Source organism: Bradyrhizobium sp. USDA 3315 (assembly GCF_054056795.1).
Genome location: NZ_JBSRYP010000001.1, coordinates 9,003,536 through 9,022,567, shown reverse-complemented (window position 1 = coordinate 9,022,567; position 19,032 = coordinate 9,003,536). Strand labels below are relative to the sequence as shown.

The following is a 19,032-nucleotide window of genomic DNA, read 5'->3' as shown; positions in this document are numbered from 1 at the left end:
AACAGGAAGTCTTTGACGCATGCATGAACTGATTCCCGATATCACGCTCTGTATCCTGCTTGCCTGGGGGATTGGGCTGCTGGCCCATTTCTCCCGGCAACCGCTGATACTGGCCTACCTTATCGCCGGCTTTTTCATTGGTCCATTCGGCATGGGCTGGGTCAAGTCCCAGGAATCGATCAGCGTCATCTCCGAGCTCGGCCTGATCTTCATGCTGTTCATGATCGGGCTGGAAATCGACCTCAAGAAGATCATCCGTGCCGGCAAGGTCATCCTGTTCGCGGGAGCCGGCGAGCTGATCGGCGGCTGCCTGATCGGCGTGGCGTTCTTTGCCGCTATCGGGCTTGCGGTCGGCGGCGGCAAGTTCGACGCGATCTATCTCTGCGTCGCCTGCGCGCTGTCGTCGACCGTGATCATCGTCAAGGTGCTCTACGAGAAGCGCGAGCTGGATACGCTGCCGGGCCGCATCACGCTCGGCGTGTTGGTGCTGCAGGACATCTTCGCGATCCTGTTCCTGGCGGTGCAGCCGAGCCTCGACAATCTGCAGATCAGCGTCGTGCTGTTGTCGATTGCCCGCGTCGCGGTGCTGGTCGCGACCGCGCTGGTGCTGAGCCGCTACGTGCTGCCGCGGCTGTTCCACCAGATCGCGCGGCGGCCCGAGCTCGTGCTGCTCGGCGCGCTCGCCTGGTGCTTCCTGATCGGCGAGATCGCCGAGCGGCTGCATCTGTCGCGCGAGATGGGCTCGCTGGTCGCCGGCGTCTCGATCTCGACCTTTCCCTATGCGCTCGACGTCACCGCCAAGGTCACGACGCTGCGGGATTTCTTCATCACGCTGTTCTTTGTCGCGCTCGGCATGACGATCCCGATTCCGAGCCTCTCGGTGATCTGGCTTGCGCTCGTCATCGCGGCCTTCACGGTGGCGAGCCGCCTGATCACGACGTTCACGCCGCTCTATCTGATGAAGCAGGGCCTGCGCGCCAGCCTGCTGCCGGCGATCAACCTGGCGCAGATCTCCGAGTTCTCGCTGGTGGTGATCCAGACCGGCGTCGCCGCCAACCACATCGGAACCGAAACCGCGAGTGCGGCCTCGTTCGCCTTCGTCGTGCTGGCGGTGCTCTCGACCTTCGCGATGGGACGCAGCGACCAGATCGTGCGCGGCCTGATTGGTCCGTTGAAGCGGATCGGGCTGCGCGACCTCGACCAGGAAGGCCGCGGCGAGGCCGGGCACGAGGACGGACATGGCGAGATCCGGCGCATCGTCATCCTCGGCTTTTTCCGCGCGGCGAGCGCGCTGATCAGCCAGATCGAGCGGCAGAACCAGTCGCTGCTCGAGCAGATCAGCGTCATCGATTTCAACCCGCTGGTGTTCCGCACGCTGTCCGACCGCGGCATGCATGTGATCTATGGCGACATCAGCAATGTCGACACCCTGGTTCATGCCGGCATCGGCAAGGCCGAGATCATCATCCTGAGCGTGCCGGATTTCCTCTTGGTCGGCGCCGACAATGAGAAGCTGGTGCGCCACGTCCGCGCCCTCAATCCGACCGCGCGGATCGTTGCCACCGCGGACCTCCTGACCGGCGTCGACGACCTCTACAGCGCCGGCGCCGACTACGTGACGGTGACCCGGCTCAGCGACGCCGGCGAGCTCTATTCCGTGATCGAGGCGGCCGACGCCGGCCTGCTCGACGACAAGCGCGCCGAGCTGGACGTCCAGCTCAGCGACCGGCGCGAGGTGCTGCCGTAACGCCGGTCTCAAGGCTGTCCATCACCTCTCCCCATCGGGGAGAGGTCGATTTGCGCAGCGGGTGAGGGGGCTCGAGTCCCACGAGAGGGCTGAACCCCTCACCCGGATCGCATCGAGCGATGCGATCCGACCTCTCCCTTTGGGAGAGGTGAAATCTCCCCTCCTGGTATCCCTGCCGGATGCATGGCGGGTTGCATAATGATACTGGCGCTGACATCGGAACCCGGCTAATCCACTGCCTGCATATAGCGAGATGTCAGGACAATGGCCGATACGATCCAGGAAGTGCTGCAAGCCTTTGCGAAGGGTGAACTCGTTGTCGTCACCGACGATGACGACCGGGAAGGCGAGGGCGATTTGATCGTCGCGGCGTCGTTCTGTACGGCGGAGAAGATGGCTTTCATCATCCGCCACACCTCCGGCATCGTCTGCGCGCCGATCACCACCGAGGATGCCCGCCGGCTGCGGCTCGACCCGATGGTGGCGCACAACGAGTCCAACCACACCACCGCCTTCACGGTCTCGATCGACTACAAGCCCGATGGTGGCACCGGCATCTCGGCCGAGGAACGCGCCTCCTGCTGCCGCGCGCTCGCCAATCCCAATGCCGGCGCCAATGATTTCGCGCGTCCCGGCCACATCTTCCCGCTGATCGCGCGCGACGGCGGCGTGCTGCTGCGCTCCGGCCACACCGAGGCGGCGGTCGATCTGTGCCGGCTCTCCGGCCTGCCGCCGGTAGGCGTCATCAGCGAGCTGATGAACGACGATGGAACCGTGATGAAGGGCGAGCAGGTCGCCAAATTCGCCGCCGCCCACAAGCTCAAGCATGTCACGATCGCGGACATGATCGCCTATCGCCAGGCGCGCGAGAAGCTGATCGAACGGGTCGCGACCTTCACCACCGAAAGCCCGATCGGCCCGCTGCAGGGCTACGCCTATCGCTCGCCGTTCGATGAGATCATGCATGCCGCCTTCGTCTATAACGGCATCGGCGACGGCCGGGACGTGCTGACGCGGCTGCACAAGCCGAACATCGTGAAAGACCTGTTCACCGGGCCGGCGCGAATGGAAGCCGTGCTGCGGCATTTCAAGGATGCCGGCCGCGGCGTGCTGGTATATCTGCGCGATGGTGCCGCCGGTGTTCCGGTCGAGCCGGTTGGCGAGCAGAAGACGGCGGAGGCCGATCGCCACAGGCAGTGGCGCGAGGTCGGCGTCGGCGCACAGATCCTGCGTGATCTCGGCGTCACCTCGATCCGGCACCTGACTTCGTCGGTGCATGACTACAAGGGATTGTCAGGTTTCGGCATCGAGATCGTGTCGAACGAGAAGCTGGAGACCTAACGTCAGTCATTCCGGGGCGCGCGATAGCGCGAACCCGGAATCTCGAGATTCCGGGTTCGATGCTGACGCATCGCCCCGGAATGACGAAGGTCCCAATTCAATTGCGCTTCGCAGCATAGCGCTTTAATTTATCCGCCAATTTCCGATAGACGATGCGAAAGGATGTTTCATGAGCGTGCGCCCCCAGGCCAAGGACAAGCCGGCTGCCGCCAGCTTCCAGTGGGATGATCCGTTCCTGCTCGACGACCAGCTCACCGAAGACGAGCGCCTGATCCGCGACACTGCGCGGGCCTATGCGCAGGACAAGCTGCTGCCGCGGGTCACCAAGGCCTATCTGGAAGAGAAAACCGACCGCGAGATCTTCAACGAAATGGGCGAGCTTGGCCTGATCGGCGTGACGCTGCCCGAGGAGTATGGCTGCGCCAATGCGAGCTACGTGGCCTATGGCCTCGTGGCGCGCGAGATCGAGCGCGTCGATAGCGGCTATCGCTCGATGAACTCGGTGCAGTCGTCGCTGGTGATGTATCCGATCTACGCCTATGGCGACGAAAACCAGCGCAAGAAATATCTGCCCAAGCTTGCGACCGGGGAATGGGTCGGCTGCTTCGGCCTGACCGAGCCGGACGCCGGTTCCGATCCCGGCGGCATGAAGACCCGCGCGGAGAAGGTCGCTGACGGCTACAAGCTCAACGGCGCCAAGATGTGGATCTCGAACGCGCCGATCGCCGACGTGTTCGTGGTGTGGGCCAAGTCGGCGGCGCACGACAACCAGATCCGCGGCTTCATCCTCGAGAAGGGCATGAAGGGCCTGTCGGCGCCGAAGGTCGGCGGCAAGCTGTCGCTGCGCGCCTCGATCACCGGCGAGATCGTGCTCGACAATGTGGTGGTGCCGGAAAGCGCGCTGCTGCCTAACGTCTCCGGCCTCAAGGGCCCGTTCGGCTGCCTCAATCGCGCCCGCTACGGCATCTCCTGGGGGGCGCTCGGCGCCGCCGAGGACTGCATGCACCGCGCGCGGCAGTACACGCTCGATCGCAAGCAGTTTGGCCGGCCGCTCGCCGCCACCCAGCTGGTGCAGAAGAAGCTCGCCGACATGGAGACCGAGATCGCGCTCGGCCTGCAGGCCTCGTTGCGCGTCGGCCGCCTGATGGACGAGGGCAAGATGGCGCCTGAGATGATCTCGATCGTCAAGCGCAACAATTGCGGCAAGTCGCTCGACATCGCCCGCATGGCGCGCGACATGCACGGCGGCAACGGCATCCAGATCGAGTATCACGTGATGCGTCACGCCGCGAACCTCGAGACGGTGAACACCTATGAGGGCACGCACGACGTCCATGCGCTGATCCTCGGCCGCGCGATCACCGGCATCCAGGCGTTCTCGTAAGGGCGCTTGCTCGTCATTCCGGGGCGCGCCAACCGAACTCAGGTTTACCCGAGTTCGGCAGATTTTAAATGTCTAAGTCGGCAAGAGCCGACTTGGACGGCGCGAACCCGGAATCTCGCGCCGCGTTCCTTTCCCTTCTTTCGAGATTCCGGGTCTGGCCCTGCGGGCCATCCCGGAATGACGATGCAGAGAAAATCCCCATGGCCGACAACGACGACATCCCGTTCAACCGCGACTTTCCGCTGAAGCCCGGCGTGGTCGAACAGGTCCGCCCCGGCGTTCGCCGTGTCCTCTGCAACAATCCGAGCCCGTTCACCTTCACCGGCACGGTCAGCTACATCGTGGGCGAGGGCAAGGTCGCGATCATCGATCCCGGTCCCGACGACGAGGCGCATGCCAAGGCGCTGCTCGATGCGGTCAAGGGCGAGACCGTGACGCATATCCTGGTCACCCATACCCATCGCGACCATTCGCCGAACACGCCGCGGATCAAGGCCGCGACCGGCGCGCCGGTCTATGCCGAGGGGCCGCACCGCGCCTCGCGGCCGCGCTTCGAGAGCGAAAAGCACAATCCGGAATCCGGCGCCGACCGCGATTTCCGACCCGACGTGCAGGTCAAGCATGGCGACGTCATCGAGGGCGCTGGCTTTGCGCTGGAGGCGGTCGCGACCCCCGGCCACACCGCCAACCATCTGGCGTTCGCCTGGACCGAGCGCAGCATGAATTTCGTCGGCGACCATGTGATGGGCTGGTCGACCTCGATCGTGGCGCCGCCGGACGGCTCGATGATCGATTACATGGCCTCGCTGGAGCGGCTGGAACAGCGGCCCGAACAGCTTTATTTCTCCGGCCACGGCCCGGAGATTCCGGAGGGCCCGCGCTACGTCCGTTTCCTGGCGCGGCATCGCCGGGCGCGCGAGGCGTCGATCCTGCATCGTCTCGGCAAGGGCGAGGCCGACATTCCGACCATGGTGCGGGCGATCTATATCGGGCTCGATCCGCGGCTCGCCAATGCCGCCGGCTATTCGGTGCTGGCGCATCTGGAGGACCTTGTCGCACGCGGCGTCGTGGCGACGGACGGCGATCCGGTGATCGGCGGGACGTATCGGATGGCCTAGTTCGTCATTCCGGGATGGTGCCAAGCACCAGACCTGGAATCTCGAGATTCCGGGTTCATCGCTGCGCGATGCCCCGGAATGACGCTACCGCGTCACTTCTTCGCCGGCGGCGCCTTTGGCGCGACAGGCGCCGCCTTCTTCGCCGGCTTGGCATTGTCGTTCTCGGCCGCGCTGTTGAGGTCTTCGATCAGCTTCTTGACGCGGGCGGCGTTGCTGCCGAGATCGGTGTCGAAATAGCGCGACGCCGAGCGGATATCGACGCGGGAGTCCTCGTCGTCAGGGGTGACCCTGATCGAGACGTCCTCGCGGAAACCCATGATCGGCGTCCGCGCCACCGCCTCGATGCGGCCGATGCGGCGGGGCAGCTGCGGCGCGCGCGCGTCGATGACGAGCCATTTGCGACGGTTGACCAGCCGCAGCGTCAGCTCATAGGCGCGGTCGACCGGGGTTTCGAGCTCGACGGTTTCGATATCGGGATAGGCCGCGCGCTGCCGCTCGGCCGAATAGAGGCCGGCATAGGCGGCAGGATTGGTGCCTTCCCCGGTGCGCAGCCGCGCCAGCGCCTCGAATTTCGGCGGGTCGATCGCGTCGGTGGTGACGTCGTAGATCCGCGGCAGCTTGCGGTACTGATAGATGAGGTAGGCCGGGTAGGCGAGGATCGCCGCGTCGATCAGCAGCGCGAGCAGGATCCGGCCCATGCCGCGGGTGCCGTTCTGCCAGATCGCGGCAAAGGCGGCCAGCCCAAGCAGGATCGACAGGCCTGCCAGGCCCAGCGCGCCGAAGAAGGTCGCCAGCGCCGGTTTGATCTCCAGGAACCCGAAGCGGACGATCAGGATCGAAACGACCACCGCGATGACGGAGAAGATGGCGAGGTTGCGCGACCAGGTGGCGAGACCGGACACGGGCTCCTGCTGGTAGGGAGCGGAAAACCTGCGCGCCATCGTCGAAAAATCTGCCGGTTGAGATGTCCTCAGGCGACCTCGGCCGCCGCGATCAGTCGTGTGAGACCACGGACCTGCGGCGAATTCAAGGGATTTGGGCTTTACCCCGAATCGTCATGGCTGGGCATAGCCGTCCGAAGGACGGCGTCGCTTCCGCTCGCCTATGACCCGGTCATCCATGTCTTGCCGCACGATGAAGTCGTGGATGCCCGGGTCAAGCCCGGGCATGACGAGCGTTTGTTTTCACGCCGCGGCGGTCGGGAACGTGTAGTCCTTGAACTGGTCGCGCAGCGCCGTCTTCAGGATCTTGCCGGTCGCGGTGTGGGGAATGCCGTCGACGAAGGCGACGTCGTCGGGCATCCACCATTTGGCGATCTTGCCGTCCATGAACTTCAGGATGTCCTCGCGCGTGGCACTCTGGCCCTGCTTGAGCTGCACGATCAGCAGCGGCCGCTCATCCCATTTGGGGTGATGGACGCCGATCACGGCGGCTTCCGCGACCGCCGGATGGGCGACCGCGAGGTTCTCGAGATCGATCGAGGAGATCCATTCGCCGCCGGACTTGATCACGTCCTTGGAGCGGTCGGTGATCCGCATGTAGCCGTGCTCGTCCATCGTCGAGACGTCGCCGGTGTCGAAATAGCCGGCATCGTCGAGGATGTTGCTGTCGACCCGGAAATAGGCCTTGGCGATCGCCGGGCCCGAGACCTTGAGACGGCCGAACGTCTTGCCGTCCCACGGCAGCTCCTTGCCGGCATCGTCGGTGATCTTCATCTCGACGCCGAACGGCGGATAGCCCTGGGTCTGCAGGATGTCGAGCCGCTCCTCGCCGGTGCGCTCGGTGAACGGCGGCTTCAGCGTTGCCAGCGTGCCGAGCGGGCTCATCTCGGTCATGCCCCAGGCGTGGCGCACCTGGCTGCCCATGTCGAGGAACGCCTTGATCATCGAGCGCGGCATCGCCGACCCGCCGCAGATCACCATCTGCAGATCCGGCAGCTTGACGTTGTTGGCGGCCATGTATTGCAACAGCATCAGCCACACCGTCGGCACGCCGGCGGTGTGCGTGACCTTCTCGGTCGACAGCAATTCGTACACCGAGGCGCCGTCGAGCTTCGGGCCCGGCATCACGAGCTTGGTGCCCATCGACGGCGCGGAGAAGGCGATGCCCCAACTGTTGGCATGGAACAAGGGGACCACCGGAAGCATTGTGTCCGACGCGGAGGTGCCGAGCGCGTCCTTCGAGTTGGCCATCAGCGCGTGCAACACGTTGGAGCGGTGCGAATAAAGTACACCCTTGGGATCGCCCGTCGTGCCGGACGTGTAGCACATCGCCGCCGCGGTGTTCTCGTCGAAGGTCTTCCACTCGAACTTGCCGTCGGATGCCGCGATCCAGTCCTCATAGGCGACCGCGTTCTTCAGCGTGGTCTGCGGCATGTGCGCCTTGTCGGTCAGCACAACGTAGCGCTCGACGCTCGGCAGCTGGCCTGCGATCTTCTCCAGCACCGGAACGAAGGTGAGGTCGGTGATGACGATGCGGTCCTGGGCGTGGTTGACGATCCAGGCGATCTGCTCCGGAAACAGGCGCGGATTGACCGTATGGCAGATCGCGCCGATCCCCATGATGCCGTACCAGACCTCGAGGTGGCGCCAGGTGTTCCAGGCGATGGTGGCGACGCGGTCGCCGAGCTGGATGCCGTCGCGTTCCAGGCTCTGCGAGACCTTCAGTGCGCGGGTGTGGATCTGGGCGTAGGTGGTGCGATGAATCGGGCCTTCGACCGACCGCGTCACGACTTCCTGTGTGCCGTGATATTTGGCGGCATGCTCAATAATCTTGTGACACAGCAAAGGCCAATCTTGCATCAAACCAAGCATACGCGAATCCCTCCTCGATCCTCACACATGATCCGCCGGCATCTTGGACGGCCGGCAGTAAAATCATGGAACTGACATGAACTTTAGCGCGGAGAAAGCAAGCCGAAAATGGCCTGTTGGCGCGTTTCGTCGCGGGGGCGCGGCAATGGTTACCGCCGCCGTGCTGCTTTGCCTTGGCATGCAAGCAGGCCCCGCCGAGGCCGCCCGCCGCGTGCCCAGCTTTCCGTGGGACGATCTGTTCGGCACCCGGCCGCAAAGGCCGCACAAGGCAGCCCGCCGCGCAGCGGTGCCGCTGCCGAAGCCTCGCCCGGCTGAGGCGCCGGCGGCAGCCCACGCGCCCGCGGCAACCGAGCCCGAGCCGCCCGCGGCCGGGACGCAGTCTCCGGCCGCACCTGCTGAGGCGGCAAGGCCCAGCGAGACGGCCAAGCCCGCTGATGCCGCCAAGCCGGCCGAGCCCGCCGCGCCGCAGCCTTCGGCCTGCCGGCAGGCGCTGACCGAGGAGATCGCGATCGCCCCGAGCATTCCGGATATCCACGGCGCCGGGGGCTGCGGCGGCGAGGATCTGGTGCGGCTCGAGGCGATCGTGCTGGCGGACAAGCGCAAGGTCGCGGTCAAGCCCGCCGCGATCCTCCGCTGCAAGATGGCCGCTGCGGTCGCCGACTGGGTCCGCACCGATATCGCGCCGCTCGCGCAGAGCCTCGGGGGCGGGATCAGCAATCTCGACAATTTCGACTCGTTCGAGTGCCGCGGCCGCAATCGGGTCGCCGGAGCGCAGCTCTCCGAGCACGGCCGCGCCAATGCGCTCGACGTCCGCGCGCTCGGTCTCGCCAACGGCAAGTCGATCTCGCTGACCGACCGCAGCGTGCCGCGGACCTTGCGCGAGACCGTGCTGCATTCGGTCTGTGCCCGCTTCTCCACGGTGCTCGGTCCGGGCTCGGACTGGTACCACGAGGACCACATCCATCTGGACCTGATCGAGCGTCGCAACAATTACCGGATCTGCCAGTGGAACGTGGACGACCCGCTGCCGCAGGTCGCGCCGCTGTTGCCGGCCGAGCGCCCCGAAGAGGCGCCGCCGCGCGAGGTCGCCGCCAAATCCGACGCGCCGAAAGCGGACACATCCAAAGCTGACCACGGCAAGTCTGGCACCGGCAAGCCGGACGCCACAAAATCAGATGATGCGACCGCGCCCGACCGCAGCGCCGAGACCAAACCGCAGCCAACAAAAAAGCGCCGGCAAAGCCGGCGCTTTTGATCGCGATTGCGATTGGATCAGTAGGTCGTGCCGCCGCCGCCCTGCAGCGCCATCTGCGGCTTGTAGGGCGAGTCGCCGTGCTTCGGCTCCAGCACCACGACGATGGTGCCGAGCTTGACGCGGTTGTAGAGGTCGATGACGTCCTCGTTGGTCATGCGGATGCAGCCCGAGGAGATCGACGCGCCGATATATTCCGGCTGGTTAGTGCCGTGGATGCGGAACAGCGTGTCCTTGCCGCCCGAATAGAGATACATCGCGCGCGAGCCCATCGGATTGTCCGGGCCCGGGGCCACGAAGGTCGGGACGCCAAGGCGCGAGATTTCGCCGGGGGTCGGGTGCCAGGCCGGCCATTCGGTCATGCTGCCGACCTTGGCGATGCCGGACCAGGCCATGGCTTCCTCGCCGACGGTGATGCCGTAGCGGATCGCCTTGCCGTCGTTCAGCACGTAATAGAGGTAATGGTTGTCGGAATCGACCACGATCGAGCCGGGGGCTTCCTTGCGGTGGTACTCGACGATGGCGCGGCGGAACGGTTCAGCGACCGGCGTCTTGACGTAAGTGGTCTTGGCCAGGAGTTCCTTGTCACGCGGCTTGAAATTCGCGGTGTTGGTTGCCTCATAGGTTGTGGCCTGCATGCAGCCCGACAACATCAGGCCCGCGGCCAGGATTCCGAGGGTAACTTTGAGCGACGACATGATTACATTCCAATCGAAAATCCGCGCTCGAAAGCGCCACTATTACGCCCCAAACGCCACGATTCCATTAGCGGCATTATTGCCGAAACGTGCCATTATTCCCAGAGTCTAGATGCCTTTCCCGCATCGCGGGACGCTGTCTGTGGCTTTTTTGCCGCAACTGTTCTGGTGCCGGGTTGGTTTTTGTGCAAACAGGCAACGGTCGACGAGTCGGCGTCACGTCGCTGCCGCCTGGCCGCCACAAGTATGGATGCCCGGTTAATACCCCGGTCATGAAGCGCCCCCCAGAATCGCGCTAAGTCGGCGGGTCCTGCCAGCCCTGTTTCGTGGAGTTCGTGATGCTGTCGGTGTTCGTTCCGTCCGAGTTTTCGCTCAAGAAGGCCACCGCGACGGACCTCGGCGCGCTGCCCGAGGGAGCGGTCTGGGTCGATCTGGTGAATCCGACCGTGGAGGAGGACCGGGCGGTCGAGAAGCTCGCGGGGATCGCGGTGCCGACCCGGGAAGACATGCAGGAGATCGAGATCTCCAGCCGGCTCTATATCGAGAACAGCGCGCGCTACATGACCGCGACGCTGATGTGCCAGTCCGACACCGACATGCCGCGCACCACGGCGGTGACCTTCATCCTCACCGGTCATCGGCTGGTGACGGTGCGCTACGACCTGCCGAAGCCGTTCGCGCTGGTCGAGAACAAGCTGGCGCGCGCCTGTTCCCCCAGCATCACCGGCGAGCAGGTGCTGATGGAACTGCTGGACGCGGTGATCGACCGTTGCGCCGACATTCTGGAGCGCTGTGGGGCCGATATCGACCAGGTGTCCCACGACATCTTCGAGCCGGAGAGCGAGCGCCACGGCCACGCCAAGCAATATTCGCAGATTCTGATCGCGATCGGCCGTAAGGGCGACCTGACCTCGAAGGTTCGCGAAAGCCTGGTCTCGATCGGCCGCCTCGTCACCTTCCTCTCCGCGGTGGTCGAGGGCGTGAAATGGTCCAAGGACATGCGCGAGCAGCTCAAGACCATGCAGCGTGACGTGGCCTCACTGACCGACCACGCCTCCTATCTCTCCAACAAGATCACCTTCGTGCTCGACGCCATGCTCGGCGTGGTCAATCTGGAACAGAACAACATCATCAAACTGTTCTCGGTGATGGCGGTAGTGCTGATGCCGCCGACGCTGATTGCCTCGATCTACGGCATGAATTTCAAGATCATGCCGGAACTCGAGTGGGCGCACGGCTATCCGTATGCACTGGTGCTGATGCTGATCGCGGCTGTCGTGCCGTACTGGATCTTCAAGTGGAAGAAGTGGCTGTAAACCGGTTCCACGCGTCGCGTTTTGGGACGCGCTTCCTGCCTTATTTCCTCTGCTAAAATTTGAGCGTTGCGCTGAACGTTTGGGCGAAACTTGTCTGCGATAACGCCCGCCTCGAAGCCGGAGGACAGCAATGGTTGAGAAGATCATAACGCCACGGCGTAACGTCATCGACTTTGCGCGCTATCAACAGGACCGCGCAGCAGGCAAGGTGCAGGCGATCTCGCCGAGACTTTGCCGTTACTGTGGCGCTGCGTTGCTGGATGGCGAGGACGAAGACGAATGCTCGAGCGCGCTGAACGACGTCGCGCTGCGGCAGCCCGAGAAGAAGAAGTCGCGTCGGTTTTACGCAGACTAGAGGCCGAAGCCTCGGAGGCAGAAGCCTCGTTTGTGTTTGTTACGCCTGCAAGTGAAGCAATCCCAATGACGGCCGCGGCGGCGGCCGGGATCGCCTCAAAACTTCCTTCCCCGAAATACGGCTCTTCCCAAGCTCAGACGTGCTGACCACCGTTGATGTGGATCTCCGCACCGTTCACGTAAGAGCTGGTCTCCGTACAGAGAACGTAGATGATCTTGGCGACCTCGTCCGGCGTGCCGAGGCGGTGCATCGGGATCTGCTGGTCGACGATCTTCTCGGTGCCCGGCGACAGGATCGAGGTATCGATCTCGCCCGGCGCGATCGCGTTGACGCGGACGCCGACGCGGCCGAAGTCCGATGCCATCTCGCGCGTCAGCGCCGCGAGCGCGGCCTTCGACGTCGCATAGGCCGCGCCGGCAAACGGATGCACGCGCGAGCCGGCGATCGAGGTGACGTTCACCACCGCGCCCTTGGCGTGTTTCAACTCCTCGATCAGCCCGCGCGCGATCATGATCGGTGCGAAGAAGTTGACGTGGAAAACGTGGGTCCAGGTCTCGATGTCGGTGTCCATGGTGCCGAGCCGGCCGCCGCCCGCAGCCTTCGGCGAGATCGCGGCGTTGTTGACCAGCGCGTGCAGTTCATCGTTCTCGAGCCGCCTGCGGATCTCGGAGATCGCGCGCACGGTGTCGTCATGGCTGCCGAGGTCGACCTCGATATGGTCTTCCGGCCCGGCGCCCCAGGGGCAGACCTCGGGAAACGCATGCCGCGACAGGGTGATGACGCGCCAGCCGGCGGACGAGAACCGGATCGCGGTGGCATGGCCGATGCCGCGGCTTGCGCCGGTCAAGAGCAGCGTGCGCCGCGGCGCATTGGATGGGTGGGGCATCGACGGTTTCTTTCGTTTTCGTCATGCGCGGCGGCGTGCCGGGCATCCACGCCTTCGAACGACTTGGGATGACTTGGGATCAAGACGTCGATGGCCGGGTCATCTTACACGAAGATGCGCTTCGCGCTTTCGCCCGGCCATGACGGTCGCAGCTTTCAGGGATAGAGCCGCACCTTCGACCAGGCGCTGCCGGCGCCGTCGCGGCGGAATTCGATGCGATCGTGCAGGCGGTACGGGCGGTCGTGCCAGAACTCGAAGCGCTGCGGCGTGATCCGCCAGCCGCTCCAGCCCGGCGGCCGCGGCACCTCGCCGATGACGTATTTCGCACCGGTCTTGGCGATCGCCTGCTCGAAGGCGAAGCGGCTCTCCAGCGGCTGCGACTGCTTGCTGGCCCAGGCGCCGATCTGCGCCTGCTTCGGCCTTGTGGCGAAATAGGCGTCGGCCTCGGCATCGGTCACCGGCGTGACCGGCCCGCGGATGCGCACCTGGCGGCGCAGCGATTTCCAGTGGAAGAGTAAAGCGGCCTTAGGATTTGCGGCCAATTCGCGGCCCTTGGCGCTCGCAATGTGGCTATAGAACACGAAGCCGTCGGCATCGAAGCCCTTCATAAGCACCATCCGCACGTCGGGCAGGCCGTCGGGATCGACGGTCGCAAGCGCCATCGCGTTCGGATCGTTCGGCTCGGACTTGATCGCGTCCGCAAACCATTCGGCGAACAGGGCGAACGGCTCCTCCGCCGCGGTGAAATCACCCGATGTTAACGGTGTCGGGTGTTTGATGGAGGTCGTGTCGGTCATGTCAGGAGTCCCGATTTGCATCCGCCCGCGTCTGAAAGCGCGTTACTAGCCCTATATAGGGCATGGGGGCGCGTTGGCCTATCGGCGATCCACCCCGCAGGCGCGGTGGTGACATTGATCCTGATCGGCGTCGGCGCAAGCGGCTGCAGCCTGTCGCGCAGCGACGCCTTCGCCAAGCTGGACGACAAGGATGTGACGGGCTCGATCAGGCCGACCCAGATCAATGCGGTGATGCCGACCGACAGCGATCTCGCCTTCGCCCGCAATGCCGCCTCCGACGTGCTGACCAAGGGCGACAAGGATTCCAGCCAGCCCTGGGAAAATCCTGAAACCGGCGCGCGCGGCTCGGTGACGCCGCTGGCCCAGGCCTATTCGGGCGAGGACGGCAAGACGTGCCGGGATTTCCTTGCCAGCTACGTCAACGGAGCCACCGAGAGCTGGCTGCAGGGCGCCGCATGCAAGGCTGGACAAGGGCGGTGGGAAATCCATAGCCTGAAGCCCTGGAGAAAATCCTGAGAATTCCGGCGAAGCCGGGCTAAGTTGCAAAAATGCCACTGAGCCCCCACATGAAGGCAAAGTGGGCCCGGACGGGTTCCCGGCCAGGACTGATTTTTCCCGTGAAGGAGACGTGACGGATGCGCGACCCCTATGAGGTCTTGGGGGTGCAGCGGAGCGCCAGCGCTGCGACGATCAAGAGCGCCTATCGCAAGCTCGCCAAGAAGCATCACCCTGATAACAACAAGAACGACCCGAAGGCGGCGGCCCGCTTTGCGGAGATCAACACGGCCAACGAGATCGTTGGCGACGAGGACAAGCGCAAGCAGTTCGACCGCGGCGAGATCGATGCCGAAGGCAAGCCGCGCTTCCAGGGCTTCCCTGGCGGAGGTGGTGCCGGCGGCCGTGCCGGTCCGGGTGGCTTTGAGTACAGTTTCCGCTCCGGGCCCGGCGGCGGCATGGGCGGCGGCAGCTTCGAGGACATCCTCAACAGCATGTTCGGCAATGCCGCTCGCGGCGGTGGCGGCCGCGCGGGCCGGGCCAGTCCGTTCGAGTTTGACGGCGGCGGGGTCGGCGTCGACCTTGATCTGTCGGTCGCCATGACGGTGTCGCTGGAGGAATCGGTCAGGGGCGGCGACAAGCGCGTCCGCCTGCCGACCGGCCGCGAGCTCAACGTCAAGATTCCGCCCGGGGTTGCTGCGGGTCAGCAGATCCGGCTGAAGGGGCAGGGCGAGACCGCGCAAGGCCATCCGCCCGGCGATCTCCTGATCACGATCTCGATCGCGCCGCACCCGTTCTTCAAGGTCGACGGCAACGACCTCAGGATCGACCTGCCCATCACCCTCTACGAGGCGGTGCTGGGCGGCAAGGTCCGCGTGCCGACGCTTGGCAGCGCGGTCGAACTGTCGATCCCGAAGAACACCTCGAGCGGCCGTACCTTCCGCCTCAAGGCCAAGGGGCTGTCGAAGGCGGGCGCGACCGGCGACCTCTATGTCACGACCCGCATCATCCTTCCCGACGGGAACGATGCCGAGCTTGAGGCATTGATGCAGACATGGCGGGATCAAAAACCCTACAATCCGCGTAGCGATCTCGGCTGACCGCCGATAACGCGCCCCAAAAGACGCGAAGACGCGAAACTGCACTACCCCGGACTCTATCGGGGTAGACGCGGGCATTGCGAGCGCGTCACAAAGGACGACGATCCGTCCGAGGTCTGCGGCGTGCAGACCGGATGACGGAAAAGGAGTGCGGCCTCGAGAGGGGGACCAGCGCGGTACACAAAACCCCAATCGAGGCCGCGTGCGCCGATCGGCGGATCGGGCGCGGATCATCTTCGCGTGAGCATCCGGTGCGATAATGAGACGCGTCGATGACGCGAATCGAAGTTTTCGATGTCGGAATTGGGACGCTGAGTGAGGCTGGATTCACTTGCTCGAAATGACGCAATTTCGACGGCCTGATCTTCCGTAAAATTACGGAAGATCACCCGCCGCCCTTCTCCATCTGATCGTAGACGGCCTGCGCGACCTGGGTCAGGCGCGTGCGATCGGTGCCGCCGCTGACGACATAGGCGACGCCCCGATCGGCCCAGAACAGCGCGCCGTCGCTGCCCTGCACGGCGTAGCGCATCTGGGTCGCCTCGGTCTTCACCTTGGCGGTGTAGACCGTGAACCGCTCACCCGACGTGCTCTCATACATCAGGAACGACGCCGGGCCGCTCGGTCCGGGCAGCAGGCGGCCGCCGACCAGCTTCAGCCCGGTCAGCTCCGGCGCGCGGACGTCCCAGCCGCAGCGCTTGGTCAGCCATTGCTGCAGGTGGTCGCGCTCGCTGCCGGGCACCTCGACGGGATGCCGGACCTCGACCACGTAGAGCCGATGCGCATCGAGTGCATCGACCGTGAAGCTCTGGAATGCCGACGGCGTCGCCGCCGCTCCGCGCGCGATCCAGCCGGCGCCGCCACCGGCGACGAAGGCCATGACCGTCGCCGCCACCGCGCCATAGACCCAGCGGCGCGGCTGGCGCACCAGCCGCTCGAGTTCGAGCCGTTTCGGCACCGCCTCGTCCAGCACGGTGTCGTAGCGTGCATGCAGTGTCTCGGCCATCGCACGCCATGACTGCACCCGCGCCGCGTCGTCGGGATGCGCGGCAAGCCACGCCTCGACATCGCCGCGGCGTTCGGCCGGCAGCTCGTTGTCGACGTAAGCGTGCAACTCGTCTTCGGTGACGGGAATGTTCGGGTCGGTCATATCAGTGGTCTCTGCCAAATCTTGTTCGAAAATCGTTCATGCATAACGCCGGCCATCGCGCACATTATCATTTCACCCGCCGGAGCGCCGGGCGCTGGCCCTCGATCGAGGCCCGGACATGGGCGCGGGCGCGGGCGAGGCGGGACATCACCGTGCCGATCGGCACGCCCTGGATATCGGCGACCTCGCGGTAGCTCATGCCCTCCAGCATGACGAGCAGCAGCACCGAGCGTTGCTCCTCGACCAGCGTCGACAGCGCGCGCTCGATGTCGCGTCCCTCGGCCTCGGTGCCGCTGGCGTCGGCATTGTTGTCGAGCAGCGGCACGAAGGCCGGCCGCCGCGCCAGCGAACGCCGGCGGTTCTTGTTCAGATTGGTCAGGATCGTGTAGAGCCAGCTCCTGACGTCGCCGCCGAGAAACAGCCGCTCCGAGCGCAGCGCCCGCACCAGCGTGTCCTGCACCAGATCGTCGGCGATATCCGTGTCACGCGCCAGCGCGCGCGCATAGCGACGCAGCGCCGGTATCATGGCTTCGACACTTTGACGAAACGCGGTCATGCATCCCAGTCTTCGATGGTCTCGGCGATAGCCGCCTTGTCCAACATAACACCCTGGCGGCGTGGCTATTCCGTCTGCGCCGATCTGCGCGCATACCGCCCAAGCTGCGGCCGATTTGGGCTTGTCGCCAGCCGAAGTGCTGGTGTACCTCCGAGCCGAAAAAATTCGAAGCGTGGAAGCCTTGAGGCGGCCGACCTCTCGCGCAGCAGGGACCAGCCGTTACGGGAATGCCGGTACCGACGATCTATTACATCCGCCACGGCGAGACCGCGTGGAACGCCGAAGGCCGGCTCCAGGGCGTGCAGGACATCGCCCTCAATGAGCGCGGCCGCGCCCAGGCGGCGCATGCCGGGCGCATCCTCGGCGATCTCCTCGCGCGCGACGGCCGTGATGGGACGACGCTGCCGTTCGTCGCAAGCCCACTGATCCGGGCGCGCGCCACCATGGAGCTGGTGCGCGCCGAACTCGGCCTGCCGCCGGGCGACTACGCCCTCGACGCGCGGCTGCGCGAGATCGGCTACGGGACGTGGGAAGGCTCGACGCTGGCGCAGGCGCAGGCCGCCGACCCCGCCGTCTATGCCCGCCGCCTGGCCGAGAAGTGGACGGTGTCGCCGGAGGGCGGCGAGAGCTATGTCGACGTGCAGGCGCGAATGACCGACTGGTACCGCTCGGTGACGTCGGACACGGTCGCGGTCGCCCATGGCGGTACGGCGCGGGCGCTGATGGTGGCGCTCGGCTTCGAGACGCCGGCCTCGGCCGCCGAACTCACTATCGAGCAGGGGGCGGTCTATGTGTTCGGCGCGGCGGGCCTGCGGAAGTATAGTTAAAGGCGCCCGGCCACCCGCGTCTTTGGGGCCATGAAACTCGTTTGACGCTGCCGACCCTGCGCGTTACGACACGCCATGTCCTTCAATACTTTCGGCCATATGTTCCGCGTCACGACCTTCGGCGAGAGCCATGGGGTCGCGATCGGCTGCGTCGTCGACGGCTGCCCGCCGCTGATCCCCCTGACCGTGGAGGAGATTCAGCACGACCTCGACCGCCGCCGCCCCGGCCAGTCGCGCTTCACCACCCAGCGCCAGGAGCCGGATGCGGTGAAGATCCTGTCCGGCGTGATGGCGCATCCGGAAACCGGCGTGCAGGTGACGACCGGTACGCCGATCGCGCTGCTGATCGAGAACACTGATCAGCGCTCGAAGGATTATTCCGAGATCAAGGACAAGTTCCGCCCCGGCCACGCCGACTTCACCTATGAAGCGAAATACGGCCTGCGCGACTATCGCGGCGGCGGACGCTCCTCCGCGCGCGAGACCGCGACCCGCGTCGCGGCCGGTGCGATCGCGCGCAAGGTGCTGCCCGAGGTGAAGGTGCGCGGCGCGCTGGTGCAGATGGGGCCGCACAAGATCGACCGCGAGAAGTGGGACTGGGACGAGATTGCGAACAATCCGTTCTTTTGTCCCGACAAGGACAAGGCGGCGTTCTTCGAAAGCTATCTCGACGGCATCAGGAAGAGCGGCTCCTCGATCGGCGCCGTCATCGAGGTCGTCGCCGAGGGCGTGCCGGCCGGGCTCGGCGCACCGATCTACGCCAAACTCGACAGCGACCTGGCGGCGGCGATGATGAGCATCAACGCGGTCAAGGGCGTCGAGATCGGCGCCGGCTTCGGCGCCGCCGAATTGTCGGGCGAGGAGAACGCCGACGAGATGCGGACCGGCAACAACGGAACGCGTTTCCTGTCCAACCATGCCGGCGGCGTCCTCGGCGGCATCTCGACCGGGCAGCCGGTGGTGGTGCGCTTTGCGGTCAAGCCGACCTCCTCGATCCTGACCACGCGCCGGACCGTGGACCGCAAGGGCGCGGATACCGACATCCTGACCAAGGGCCGCCACGACCCCTGCGTCGGCATCCGGGCGGTGCCGGTCGGCGAGGCCATGATGGCCTGCGTGCTGGCCGATCATTTTCTGCGCGACCGCGGGCAGACCGGGCGCTGATCCCTTATATAGTGGCGGTCGCCAGACCGCCCT

At 65.2% G+C, this 19,032-nt stretch carries 18 protein-coding genes; 11 read left to right on the top strand and 7 right to left on the bottom strand.

Annotated features, from left to right (window positions below; translation table 11 throughout):
- Nucleotides 1-19 precede the first annotated feature (19 nt).
- From ACVIYL_RS42130 to ACVIYL_RS42115, 4 genes are all read left to right on the top strand, one after another.
- Nucleotides 20-1,747, top strand: coding sequence for a cation:proton antiporter (locus ACVIYL_RS42130; RefSeq protein WP_456781395.1), 1,728 nt, complete (start codon nucleotides 20-22; stop codon nucleotides 1,745-1,747).
- A gap of 264 nt (nucleotides 1,748-2,011) precedes the next feature.
- Nucleotides 2,012-3,088 carry a 3,4-dihydroxy-2-butanone-4-phosphate synthase gene (gene ribB / locus ACVIYL_RS42125; RefSeq protein WP_028334516.1) on the top strand — a complete coding sequence of 359 codons (1,077 nt, stop codon included), beginning with the start codon at nucleotides 2,012-2,014 and terminating at the stop codon, nucleotides 3,086-3,088.
- 169 nt (nucleotides 3,089-3,257) lie between these two features.
- Nucleotides 3,258-4,472, top strand: a complete 1,215-nt coding sequence (locus tag ACVIYL_RS42120) for an acyl-CoA dehydrogenase (RefSeq protein ID WP_028334515.1) — start codon at nucleotides 3,258-3,260, stop codon at nucleotides 4,470-4,472.
- Nucleotides 4,473-4,672: 200 nt separating this feature from the next.
- Nucleotides 4,673-5,590, top strand: coding sequence for an MBL fold metallo-hydrolase (locus ACVIYL_RS42115; RefSeq protein WP_456781394.1), 918 nt, complete (start codon nucleotides 4,673-4,675; stop codon nucleotides 5,588-5,590).
- Nucleotides 5,591-5,682: 92 nt separating this feature from the next.
- On the opposite strand, the gene ACVIYL_RS42110 is transcribed toward ACVIYL_RS42115, so the two are convergent.
- Both ACVIYL_RS42110 and ACVIYL_RS42105 read right to left on the bottom strand, forming a co-directional pair.
- Complete coding sequence (locus ACVIYL_RS42110; RefSeq protein ID WP_456781393.1) at nucleotides 5,683-6,531, bottom strand: DUF1499 domain-containing protein; 849 nt, start codon at nucleotides 6,529-6,531, stop codon at nucleotides 5,683-5,685.
- Nucleotides 6,532-6,774: 243 nt separating this feature from the next.
- The gene (locus ACVIYL_RS42105; RefSeq protein ID WP_456781392.1) at nucleotides 6,775-8,403 is read right to left on the bottom strand and encodes a 3-(methylthio)propionyl-CoA ligase; all 1,629 of its coding nucleotides are present in this window, start codon (nucleotides 8,401-8,403) and stop codon (nucleotides 6,775-6,777) included.
- 76 nt (nucleotides 8,404-8,479) lie between these two features.
- Here ACVIYL_RS42105 and ACVIYL_RS42100 point away from each other — a divergent pair, with 76 nt between their 5' ends.
- Complete coding sequence (locus tag ACVIYL_RS42100; protein ID WP_456781391.1) at nucleotides 8,480-9,658, top strand: extensin family protein; 1,179 nt, start codon at nucleotides 8,480-8,482, stop codon at nucleotides 9,656-9,658.
- Between the two features lie 17 nt (nucleotides 9,659-9,675).
- On the opposite strand, the gene ACVIYL_RS42095 is transcribed toward ACVIYL_RS42100, so the two are convergent.
- A complete protein-coding gene (locus tag ACVIYL_RS42095) occupies nucleotides 9,676-10,353 on the bottom strand; it encodes a L,D-transpeptidase (RefSeq protein ID WP_057015206.1) in 678 nt (225 codons plus the stop codon).
- Between the two features lie 338 nt (nucleotides 10,354-10,691).
- Here ACVIYL_RS42095 and ACVIYL_RS42090 point away from each other — a divergent pair, with 338 nt between their 5' ends.
- Both ACVIYL_RS42090 and ACVIYL_RS42085 read left to right on the top strand, forming a co-directional pair.
- On the top strand, nucleotides 10,692-11,669 hold the full coding sequence (locus ACVIYL_RS42090; protein WP_092083830.1) for a magnesium transporter CorA family protein: 978 nt from the start codon (nucleotides 10,692-10,694) through the stop codon (nucleotides 11,667-11,669).
- Nucleotides 11,670-11,799: 130 nt separating this feature from the next.
- Entirely contained in the window at nucleotides 11,800-12,024 is a 225-nt protein-coding gene (locus ACVIYL_RS42085; protein ID WP_028334509.1) for a hypothetical protein, read from the top strand.
- A gap of 133 nt (nucleotides 12,025-12,157) precedes the next feature.
- On the opposite strand, the gene ACVIYL_RS42080 is transcribed toward ACVIYL_RS42085, so the two are convergent.
- Entirely contained in the window at nucleotides 12,158-12,910 is a 753-nt protein-coding gene (locus tag ACVIYL_RS42080) for an SDR family NAD(P)-dependent oxidoreductase (protein WP_018270354.1), read from the bottom strand.
- A gap of 155 nt (nucleotides 12,911-13,065) precedes the next feature.
- Complete coding sequence (gene pdxH, locus ACVIYL_RS42075) at nucleotides 13,066-13,707, bottom strand: pyridoxamine 5'-phosphate oxidase (protein ID WP_225161649.1); 642 nt, start codon at nucleotides 13,705-13,707, stop codon at nucleotides 13,066-13,068.
- 108 nt (nucleotides 13,708-13,815) lie between these two features.
- Here pdxH and ACVIYL_RS42070 point away from each other — a divergent pair, with 108 nt between their 5' ends.
- Both ACVIYL_RS42070 and ACVIYL_RS42065 read left to right on the top strand, forming a co-directional pair.
- Nucleotides 13,816-14,223, top strand: a complete 408-nt coding sequence (locus ACVIYL_RS42070; RefSeq protein WP_057015270.1) for an RT0821/Lpp0805 family surface protein — start codon at nucleotides 13,816-13,818, stop codon at nucleotides 14,221-14,223.
- Nucleotides 14,224-14,342: 119 nt separating this feature from the next.
- Nucleotides 14,343-15,302, top strand: coding sequence for a DnaJ C-terminal domain-containing protein (locus ACVIYL_RS42065; protein WP_225645587.1), 960 nt, complete (start codon nucleotides 14,343-14,345; stop codon nucleotides 15,300-15,302).
- A gap of 385 nt (nucleotides 15,303-15,687) precedes the next feature.
- Here the strand turns inward: ACVIYL_RS42065 and ACVIYL_RS42060 are convergent, their stop codons facing one another.
- Both ACVIYL_RS42060 and ACVIYL_RS42055 read right to left on the bottom strand, forming a co-directional pair.
- Nucleotides 15,688-16,452 carry an anti-sigma factor family protein gene (locus ACVIYL_RS42060; protein ID WP_456781390.1) on the bottom strand — a complete coding sequence of 255 codons (765 nt, stop codon included), beginning with the start codon at nucleotides 16,450-16,452 and terminating at the stop codon, nucleotides 15,688-15,690.
- Between the two features lie 67 nt (nucleotides 16,453-16,519).
- Entirely contained in the window at nucleotides 16,520-17,008 is a 489-nt protein-coding gene (locus ACVIYL_RS42055; RefSeq protein ID WP_016844579.1) for a sigma-70 family RNA polymerase sigma factor, read from the bottom strand.
- 227 nt (nucleotides 17,009-17,235) lie between these two features.
- On the opposite strand from ACVIYL_RS42055, the gene ACVIYL_RS42050 reads away from it, so the two are divergent.
- Nucleotides 17,236-17,835: a histidine phosphatase family protein gene (locus ACVIYL_RS42050; protein WP_456781389.1), complete on the top strand. Its 600-nt coding sequence runs from the start codon at nucleotides 17,236-17,238 to the stop codon at nucleotides 17,833-17,835.
- 75 nt (nucleotides 17,836-17,910) lie between these two features.
- The gene (aroC, locus tag ACVIYL_RS42045; protein WP_283063333.1) at nucleotides 17,911-18,999 is read left to right on the top strand and encodes a chorismate synthase; all 1,089 of its coding nucleotides are present in this window, start codon (nucleotides 17,911-17,913) and stop codon (nucleotides 18,997-18,999) included.
- The last annotated feature ends 33 nt before the right edge of the window (nucleotides 19,000-19,032 follow it).

Excerpts from the sequence above, each read along its gene's own strand:
- ACVIYL_RS42130 (WP_456781395.1), top strand. The coding sequence starts at position 20 with ATGCATGAACTGATTCCCGATATCACGCTCTGTATCCTGCTTGCCTGG.
- ribB (WP_028334516.1), top strand. The coding sequence starts at position 2,012 with ATGGCCGATACGATCCAGGAAGTGCTGCAAGCCTTTGCGAAGGGTGAA.
- ACVIYL_RS42120 (WP_028334515.1), top strand. The coding sequence starts at position 3,258 with ATGAGCGTGCGCCCCCAGGCCAAGGACAAGCCGGCTGCCGCCAGCTTC.
- ACVIYL_RS42115 (WP_456781394.1), top strand. The coding sequence starts at position 4,673 with ATGGCCGACAACGACGACATCCCGTTCAACCGCGACTTTCCGCTGAAG.
- ACVIYL_RS42110 (WP_456781393.1), bottom strand. The coding sequence starts at position 6,531 with ATGGCGCGCAGGTTTTCCGCTCCCTACCAGCAGGAGCCCGTGTCCGGT.
- ACVIYL_RS42105 (WP_456781392.1), bottom strand. The coding sequence starts at position 8,403 with ATGCTTGGTTTGATGCAAGATTGGCCTTTGCTGTGTCACAAGATTATT.
- ACVIYL_RS42100 (WP_456781391.1), top strand. The coding sequence starts at position 8,480 with ATGAACTTTAGCGCGGAGAAAGCAAGCCGAAAATGGCCTGTTGGCGCG.
- ACVIYL_RS42095 (WP_057015206.1), bottom strand. The coding sequence starts at position 10,353 with ATGTCGTCGCTCAAAGTTACCCTCGGAATCCTGGCCGCGGGCCTGATG.
- ACVIYL_RS42090 (WP_092083830.1), top strand. The coding sequence starts at position 10,692 with ATGCTGTCGGTGTTCGTTCCGTCCGAGTTTTCGCTCAAGAAGGCCACC.
- ACVIYL_RS42085 (WP_028334509.1), top strand. The coding sequence starts at position 11,800 with ATGGTTGAGAAGATCATAACGCCACGGCGTAACGTCATCGACTTTGCG.
- ACVIYL_RS42080 (WP_018270354.1), bottom strand. The coding sequence starts at position 12,910 with ATGCCCCACCCATCCAATGCGCCGCGGCGCACGCTGCTCTTGACCGGC.
- pdxH (WP_225161649.1), bottom strand. The coding sequence starts at position 13,707 with ATGACCGACACGACCTCCATCAAACACCCGACACCGTTAACATCGGGT.
- ACVIYL_RS42065 (WP_225645587.1), top strand. The coding sequence starts at position 14,343 with ATGCGCGACCCCTATGAGGTCTTGGGGGTGCAGCGGAGCGCCAGCGCT.
- ACVIYL_RS42060 (WP_456781390.1), bottom strand. The coding sequence starts at position 16,452 with ATGACCGACCCGAACATTCCCGTCACCGAAGACGAGTTGCACGCTTAC.
- ACVIYL_RS42055 (WP_016844579.1), bottom strand. The coding sequence starts at position 17,008 with ATGACCGCGTTTCGTCAAAGTGTCGAAGCCATGATACCGGCGCTGCGT.
- ACVIYL_RS42050 (WP_456781389.1), top strand. The coding sequence starts at position 17,236 with ATGCCGGTACCGACGATCTATTACATCCGCCACGGCGAGACCGCGTGG.
- aroC (WP_283063333.1), top strand. The coding sequence starts at position 17,911 with ATGTCCTTCAATACTTTCGGCCATATGTTCCGCGTCACGACCTTCGGC.